Source organism: uncultured Dietzia sp. (assembly GCF_937873725.1).
In the GTDB taxonomy this organism is placed as follows: Bacteria; Actinomycetota; Actinomycetes; order Mycobacteriales; family Mycobacteriaceae; genus Dietzia.
In genome coordinates this window covers 43,336-50,857 of record NZ_CALMYY010000024.1, presented here as the reverse complement: position 1 = coordinate 50,857, position 7,522 = coordinate 43,336, and the positions used below count along the sequence as shown (strand labels likewise).

The window sequence follows — 7,522 nt, the reverse complement described above, 5'->3', positions numbered from 1 at the left end:
GGGGCTACCCCTCGACGTCGGCCTTGAGGTTGGACAGCAGCTCGTGCTGGATCCGCTTGAGCCCGGCCGGCGCGAAGGTGCGCTCGAAGAAGCCGCCCACTCCCCCGGCGCCGTCCCACGAGGTGGTCATCTCCACGAGCGACCCGCCGGTCGCCTCGCGCACGGTGTACGTGGTGGCCATCGACGAGTTGGCGTCCTCCTCGACGAGCGACCAGTGGGCGGCGGCGTCCTCGACGGTCACGGTGGCCCTGACGTCGCGGCTGCGCTTCTTGGTGGCCTGCAGGTTCCAGGCCGCGACGGTGCCCTGGCCCCGGCCGCCCTCGATCAGCCGGTACGCGCTGAACTGCTCGGGCTGGATTCGGGGACGGACCTGGGCGTAGTCGGCGATCGCCGCGGTGACGGCGGCGACGGGCGCCTCGATGACGATGGTGTTGCTGGCGGTGACCCTGCCCATGACTGTGGTGTCCTCCTCGTCGGTCCGACCGTGTCGCGCCGACCGCGGCCCGCGGTGGCGGCGCCCTCCAGGAGTGCGCGTCAGACCACGTCCATCCTGCCCGATCCGCTCTCCCGCCGAGCGCGCCACCTCGCCCCGACCTTGCGGAGCTCCTCCAGCCACAGGATCGACGAGCCCACCGCCGCGGCCAGCAGCCACTCGTCGCCGTGCAGCGAGGTGGTGTCGAAGATCCCCTGCAGGAACGGCACCTCGACCACCGTCACGAGCAGCACCGGGACCGCGACCAGCGCCACCCAGATCGGCGCGTTCCGGGCCATCTCCCGGGAGAACACCGAGCCGGTGGTGGATCGGACGTTCATCAGGTTGAACACCTGGAAGAAGACGAAGGTGGCGTACGCCAGCGTGGTGGCGAACAGCGGCACGCCCGCGCGCTCGGGGAACACCCGGTCCGCGAACCCCAGGACGAGCAGCGTCCCGGCCGCCATCACCACGCCGAGCCACAGGATGCGCACCAGCCGTGCCGGTGTGAGGATCTGCTCCCCGGCCGGCCGAGGACGCCGACGCATGGCGTCCTTCTCCACGGGCTCCACGCCCAGGGCCATGGCCGGCGGGCCGTCCATGACGATGTTGACGAGCAGGACCTGCAGAGCGGAGAACGGCACGGCCGCCAAACCGAACAGCCCGCTGGCCAGGAAGACCAGGACGAACGCCCACGCGGTGGTGAGCTGGAACTTGACGAACTTGACGATGTTGTCGTAGATCCCCCGTCCCTGACGCACCGCCGAGACGATGGTCGCAAAGTTGTCGTCGGTGAGCACCATGTCCGCCGCGCCCTTGGACACGTCGGTCCCCGAGATCCCCATCGCGATCCCGATGTCCGCCTGGCTCAGCGCGGGGGCGTCGTTCACGCCGTCGCCGGTCATCGCCACCACCGCACCGTCGGACTGCAGCGCCCGGACGATCCTGATCTTGTGCTCCGGCGTCACCCGGGCCATCACGCCGAGCTCACCGGCTCGACCGCGCAGCTCGTCGTCGTCGATCCCGTCGAGCTCGGCTCCGCTCACGGCGTCCCCGCCGATCCCCAGATCCCGGGCGATCGCGGTGGCGGTGACCAGGTGGTCTCCGGTGATCATGTGCACCGAGATCCCCGCCTCGTGTGCGACCCGGATCGCCTCCGCCGCCTCCCGGCGCGGAGGGTCGACGATCCCCAGGACGGCGAGGACCGTCACGCCGCGCACCTCGTCGAGGAGCGAGTCCCCGTCCGGCGGCGATCCCCCGTCGAGGCCGGGGACCCCGGTCCGGGTCGCCACGAGCAGCGTCCGCAGCCCCCGCGCGGCGAGCTCCCCGGTCGCGCGGCGGATCTCCTCGCGGCGCTCGTCGGTGAGCTCCACGGCGCGGGTGCCGTCCCAGCCGTGGGTGGCGCGGGGCAGCAGCGCGCCCGTCGCCCCCTTGACGTTGAGGGTCAGCTCGCCGTCCGGCGCACGGTTGACCGTGGCCATGAACTTGTACTCGGAGTCGAACGGAACCTGCGCGACGCGGGGCCGCGCGGCCCGAAGCCCCTCCACGTCGATCCCGCACTTGGCGGCGGCCACCAGGAGCGCGCCCTCGGTCGGATCGCCCACCAGCTCGCCCCCGGTGACGACCGCGTCGTTGCACAGCGCCATCACCACCGCCGCCCTGCGCAGGTCCGGCACGGCGTCCGGATCCGCGGACAGCACCGCACCCGCGGTGTCGTACCCCGTTCCGGTCACCGAGTAGGCGCCCCCGTTGGCCACGATCCGGGTCACCGTCATCTGGTTGAGCGTGAGGGTCCCGGTCTTGTCGGTGGCGATGTGGCTGGTCGAGCCGAGGGTCTCCACGGCGGCGAGGTTCTTGATGATCGCGCCCTCCGCCGCGAGCTTGGACGCCCCCATCGCGAGCGTGAACGCGACGACCGCCGTGAGCCCCTCGGGGATGGTGGCCACCGCCAACGAGACCGCGCTGAGGAGCATCTCCTCCCACGACTGACCGCGAAGGAGACCGATCGCCATCACCAGCGCCACCACGACCAGCGCGATCACGGTGAGCACCCGGGCCAGGACCCCGATCCGCCGCTGGAGGGGCGTCCGGCCGGCCTCCGCGCCCCCGAGCAGGTCGGCGATCGCCCCCATCTCCGTCTGCTCGCCGGTCCCCGTCACGACGACTCGGGCCCGCCCCCGCGTGACCTCGGTGTTCATGAACACCATGCCCGACCGGTCACCGAGCGGCGCGTCGGCCGGCGCGACGGCCTCGGGCCTCTTGTCCACGGGAACGGACTCCCCGGTCAGCGCGGCCTCCGCCACCTGGAACCTCGACGCCTCCACCACCCGGCCGTCGGCCGGGACGCGGTCACCGGACTCCACCACCACGAGGTCGCCGGGGACGAGGTCGGGGCCGTCGACGATCATCTCCACCCCGTCGCGGATCACCCTGCTGTGGGGGACCGACATGTCGCGCAACGCGGCCAGACTCTCCTCCGCGCGGGACTCCTGCACGTAGTTGAGGACGGTGTTGAGCGCCACCACGAGGAGGATCACCACGGGGGTCTCCCACTCCCGGGAGACCCCCGCGCTCACCCCGGCCGCCACCGCCAGGACGATGATCATCGGATCGGCCAGCAACCTCAGCAGGCGCCGCCACGGCGGCACCCGCCCGGCCGAGGGGAGCGTGTTGGGTCCGTGCTCGGTCAGGCGCCGGGCGGCCTCGGCGCGGGTCAGTCCGCCCGCCCCCGCTCCGAGCCGGGACAGCACCTCCTCCGCGCCGAGGGCGTGCCACGGGGCCTGGCCGTGGTCTGCGCCCGCGCCCGCGCCTGCGGGAATCGTCGTCATCGCCCCGGCCTCAGTGTCCGCGCGCGATCCACTCCTCGAGGTGCGGCGACTCCTCGCCGACCTTCGTGCCGTCACCGTGACCGGTGTGCACCAGCGTCTCCGCCGGCAACGTGAGGATGCGGTCGCGGATCGAGGTGATGATGGTCGGGAAATCCGAGTAGGAGCGTCCCGTGGCCCCCGGACCGCCGGAGAACAGCGTGTCGCCCGAGAACAGCACGCCCGCCTCGGGCACGTGGAAGACGCACGAGCCCGGGGAGTGGCCGGGGGTGTTCATGACCACGACGCGGGTGCCCGCGATCTCCAGGTGCTGGCCGTCGGACAGGTCACCGTGGGTGACGCCGGGGTGGGTCGCGTCCCACAGCATCTGGTCGCCCGGGTGCACGAGCACCGGTGCGTCCAGCTTCTCCGACAGCTCCGGGGCCACGGTGATGTGGTCGTTGTGGGCGTGCGAGCACAGGATGCCCTTGACCGTGCGACCGGCGACGGCGTCGATGATCGGTTGCGCGGTGTGGGCGGCGTCGATCACGTACACCTCGGAGTCGTCGCCGAGGATCCAGATGTTGTTGTCCACCTCCCACTCGCCGCCGTCGAGCGCGAAGATCCCGCTCGTCACGACCTTCTCGATGCGCAGTCCGCCGGCGTGCCCGGCGCTGGTGTGCGTCTCGCTCACAGCGTCACCACCGATCGGAGGACGGAGCCGGCCTTCATCGCCCCGAAGGCGGCCTCGACCGCGTCGATGCCGATGCGCTCGGAGACGAACTTCTCCAGCGGAAGCCTGCCCTGGAGGTGCAGGTCGACGAGCATGGGGAAGTCCCGCTCGGGCAGGCAGTCGCCGTACCACGAGGACTTGAGGGAGCCGCCGCGACCGAAGAAGTCCAGGAGTGGCAACTCCAGCCGCATCTCCGGGGTCGGCACACCCACCAGGACCACGGTCCCGGCGAGGTCCCGCGCGTAGAAGGCCTGCTCGTACGTCTCGGGACGACCGACCGCGTCGATCACGACGTCCGCGCCGAACCCCCCGGTGAGCTCCCGGATCGCCGCCACCGGATCGGCGCCGGTCGAGTTGACCGTGTGGGTGGCGCCGAGGTCGCGCGCCCACTCCAGCTTGGTGTCGTCGATGTCCACCGCGATGATCGTCGAGGCGCCGGCGAGATGCGCACCCACGACCGCCGCCACGCCGACCCCGCCGCAGCCGATCACGGCCACCGACTGCCCACGGCTGACCCCGCCCGTGTTGACGGCCGCCCCGAGGCCGGCCATGACGCCGCAGCCGAGCAACCCGGCCACCGCCGGATCGGCCTGCGGGTCGACCCTGGTGCACTGCCCCTCGTGGACAAGCGTCTTGTCGGCGAACGCGCCGATTCCCAGCGCCGGGGTGAGCTCGGTGCCGTCCACGAGCGTCATCTTCTGGGACGCGTTGTGGGTCGCGAAGCAGTACTGCGGCTGCCCGCGCTTGCAGGCGCGGCACTCGCCGCACACCGCGCGCCAGTTGAGGACCACGAAGTCGCCCTCCGCCACGTGCGTGACGCGATCGCCGACGGTCTCGACGATCCCCGCCGCCTCGTGTCCGAGCAGGAACGGGTACTCGTCGTTGATCCCGCCGTCGCGGTACGCGAGGTCGGTGTGGCACACGCCGCATGCCTGCACGCGGACGATCACGTCATTCGGACCCGGATCGGGGACCACGACGTCGACCAGCTCGACCTCGGCCCCCTTGCTGCGGGCGATGACACCCTTGACGGTCTGCGACATTGACTCCTCTTTCCACGGACGTGTTCTGCTGGGGTCCACTGTGTCAGAGAAGCCGATCCCACCGCCCGGCAACGCACCGCGCCCCGCCTCCCTTCCGGGGGAGACGGGGCGCGGGAGAGCGTCAGGCGCGCGGCGCGATCAGACCGCGACGCCGTTGGCGCGCAGCCACGGCACGGGGTCGATCCACTGGCCGCCCTGGTTGCGCACACCGAAGTGCAGGTGGGGGCCCGTCGAGTAGCCGCGGTTGCCGACGGTGCCGATGACCTGTCCGGCGTTCACGCGCTGGCCCACCGACACGTAGTTCTGGTCGTTGTGGCCGTACTCGAGCAGGTAGCCGTCGTCGGTCTGGATGCGGATCCACAGGCCGTACCCGGAGGCCGGACCGGCCGCGACGACCTTGCCGGACTTCACGGCGTACATCGGCGTCCCGATGGGCGCGCCGAAGTCGGTGCCGTTGTGGAAGGTGCCCCACCGCGGGCCGAAGCCGGAGGTGATCGGGCCGGAGGTCGGGGCGTGCGCGCCGCCGATCCCCGGGATGCCGATCGAGCCGAGCGCCGGCTCGAACGCGTACTGGCGCAGCTGATCGTCGGTCAGGCCGATCCCCTGGGCGAACTCCTGCGCCATCTGGGTGATCTGGTCCACGTTGATCTCGGCGGACTGAGCGGACGCGGCGGGGGCGGCGGCCATGGCCACGCCCCCGGAGAGCGCGGCCCCGGCGACGGCGCCGGCCACGACGCGGCCCATGCCGTTGGCGGAGCGGGCGGCGCGGTGACGACCGGCGGTCGCGCGGGTGCCGTCCACGCCGAGCCGGTCTGCGAGCTCGGAAAAGGTGATACGAGTGGCGTCGGTCATCAGGGGAAACCTCAGAGATTCGATGCGGTGGTGAAGCAAGGGCCGACCGGCTTCCCCGGTGGCCTCCAAAAAGGTAACAGAAGTGTCTCGGCCTTGTCACGTCATTAGCACAGGAGATCACAAAAGCGCCGGTGAGCGGCCCGCCCACCGGCGCTTGCGTTGTTACCTCGCGGTGATCAGTGGTCTGCCTCGCCCATCCGGTGCACCAGGATGAAGTTGGTCGAGCCCTCGACCCCGGGGACGTTGCCCGCGACGATCACGATGAGGTCGTCCTCGTTGTAGCCCTCCACCGGCAGCAGCAACTCGTCGGTGACCTTGACGAGTTCGGCGGTCTCGTTCACCCGGTCGGTGAGGAACGTCTCCGTTCCCCACGTGAGCGCCAGTTGGCTGCGGATCCGCGGGTCCCCGGTGATGGCGATGAGCGGCAGATGGCTGTGCAGCCGCGCCAGGCGGCGGACCGTGTCCCCAGTCGAGGTGACGGCCACCAGTGCCTTGGCGCCGAGCCGCTCCCCGATCTCGCGGGCCGAGTACGAGATGACCCCGCGCTTGGTCCGCGGGATGTGCACCAGGTCGGGTGCGGCGGTGGAGTCCGCCTCGACCGCCAGCGCGATGGACGACATGGTCCGCACGGCCTCGATGGGGTACTTGCCGACCGAGGTCTCGCCCGACAGCATGACGGCGTCCGCGCCGTCGAGCACCGCGTTGGCCACGTCGGAGGCCTCCGCCCGCGTGGGGCGGGAGTTGCTGATCATCGACTCGAGCATCTGGGTGGCCACGATCACCGGCTTCGCGTTCTCCCGCGCGATCTGGATGGCCCGCTTCTGGACCAGCGGCACCTCCTGCAGCGGCAGCTCAACACCCAGGTCGCCGCGGGCGACCATGATGGCGTCGAAGGCCAGGACGATCGACTCGAGGTTCTTGATCGCCTCCGGCTTCTCGAGCTTGGCGATCACCGGCACGTGGATCCCGACCTCGTCCATGATCGCGTGGACGAGGTCGACGTCCGCCGGTGAGCGGACGAAGGACAGGGCGATGAAGTCCACGCCCAGCGCGAGCGCGAAACGCAGGTCCGCGATGTCCTTCTCGCTCAGCGCCGGGACGGAGACGTTCATCCCCGGCAGGGAGACGCCCTTGTTGTTGGAGACGATGCCGCCCTCGGTCACCACGCAGTGGACGTCCTCGCCCTCCACGTGCTCGACCGTGAGGCCGATGTTCCCGTCGTCCACGAGCAGACGGTCACCCGGGCGGGCGTCGTCGGCCAACCCCTTGTAGGTGGTGGAGACGCGATCCCTGGTGCCCTCGACCTCGGCCACGGTGATGACGACCCGGTCGCCCTCCACCCACTCGTGCCGTCCCTCGATGAAGCGACCGAGCCGGATCTTGGGGCCCTGGAGGTCCGCGAGCACGCCGACGGCGCTCCCCGACTCGTCGGAGGCCTTGCGGACCCAGCGGTAGTTGGCCTCGTGGTCGGCATGCTCTCCGTGGCTGAAGTTGAGCCGGGCGACGTTCATCCCCGCGTCGACGAGCTCGCGGATGCCCTCCTCGGAGGCGACGGCGGGACCCAGGGTGCAGACGATCTTGGTACGACGATTCACTCGTCCCAATCTAGTCCTCTCCC

General features: G+C 71.1%; 6 protein-coding genes. All 6 read right to left on the bottom strand.

The genetic code is table 11. The features are described from left to right. Window positions 1-4: 4 nt before the first annotated feature. Window positions 5-454 carry an SRPBCC family protein gene (locus Q0444_RS01820; protein WP_291080162.1) on the bottom strand — a complete coding sequence of 150 codons (450 nt, stop codon included), beginning with the start codon at window positions 452-454 and terminating at the stop codon, window positions 5-7. A gap of 80 nt (window positions 455-534) precedes the next feature. Next, a complete protein-coding gene (locus tag Q0444_RS01815) occupies window positions 535-3,300 on the bottom strand; it encodes a cation-translocating P-type ATPase (RefSeq protein WP_299020860.1) in 2,766 nt (921 codons plus the stop codon). 10 nt (window positions 3,301-3,310) lie between these two features. Beyond that, entirely contained in the window at window positions 3,311-3,970 is a 660-nt protein-coding gene (locus Q0444_RS01810) for an MBL fold metallo-hydrolase (RefSeq protein WP_299020858.1), read from the bottom strand. Continuing rightward, window positions 3,967-5,052 (bottom strand): S-(hydroxymethyl)mycothiol dehydrogenase, encoded by a 1,086-nt coding sequence (locus Q0444_RS01805; RefSeq protein ID WP_299020856.1) that lies wholly within the window; start codon window positions 5,050-5,052, stop codon window positions 3,967-3,969. Before Q0444_RS01805 ends, Q0444_RS01810 begins: the two co-directional genes overlap by 4 nt. Window positions 5,053-5,190: 138 nt before the next feature. Then, window positions 5,191-5,904 (bottom strand): M23 family metallopeptidase, encoded by a 714-nt coding sequence (locus Q0444_RS01800; protein ID WP_291081102.1) that lies wholly within the window; start codon window positions 5,902-5,904, stop codon window positions 5,191-5,193. 176 nt (window positions 5,905-6,080) lie between these two features. Further along, window positions 6,081-7,499, bottom strand: coding sequence for a pyruvate kinase (pyk, locus tag Q0444_RS01795; RefSeq protein ID WP_291081104.1), 1,419 nt, complete (start codon window positions 7,497-7,499; stop codon window positions 6,081-6,083). Window positions 7,500-7,522 lie beyond the last annotated feature (23 nt).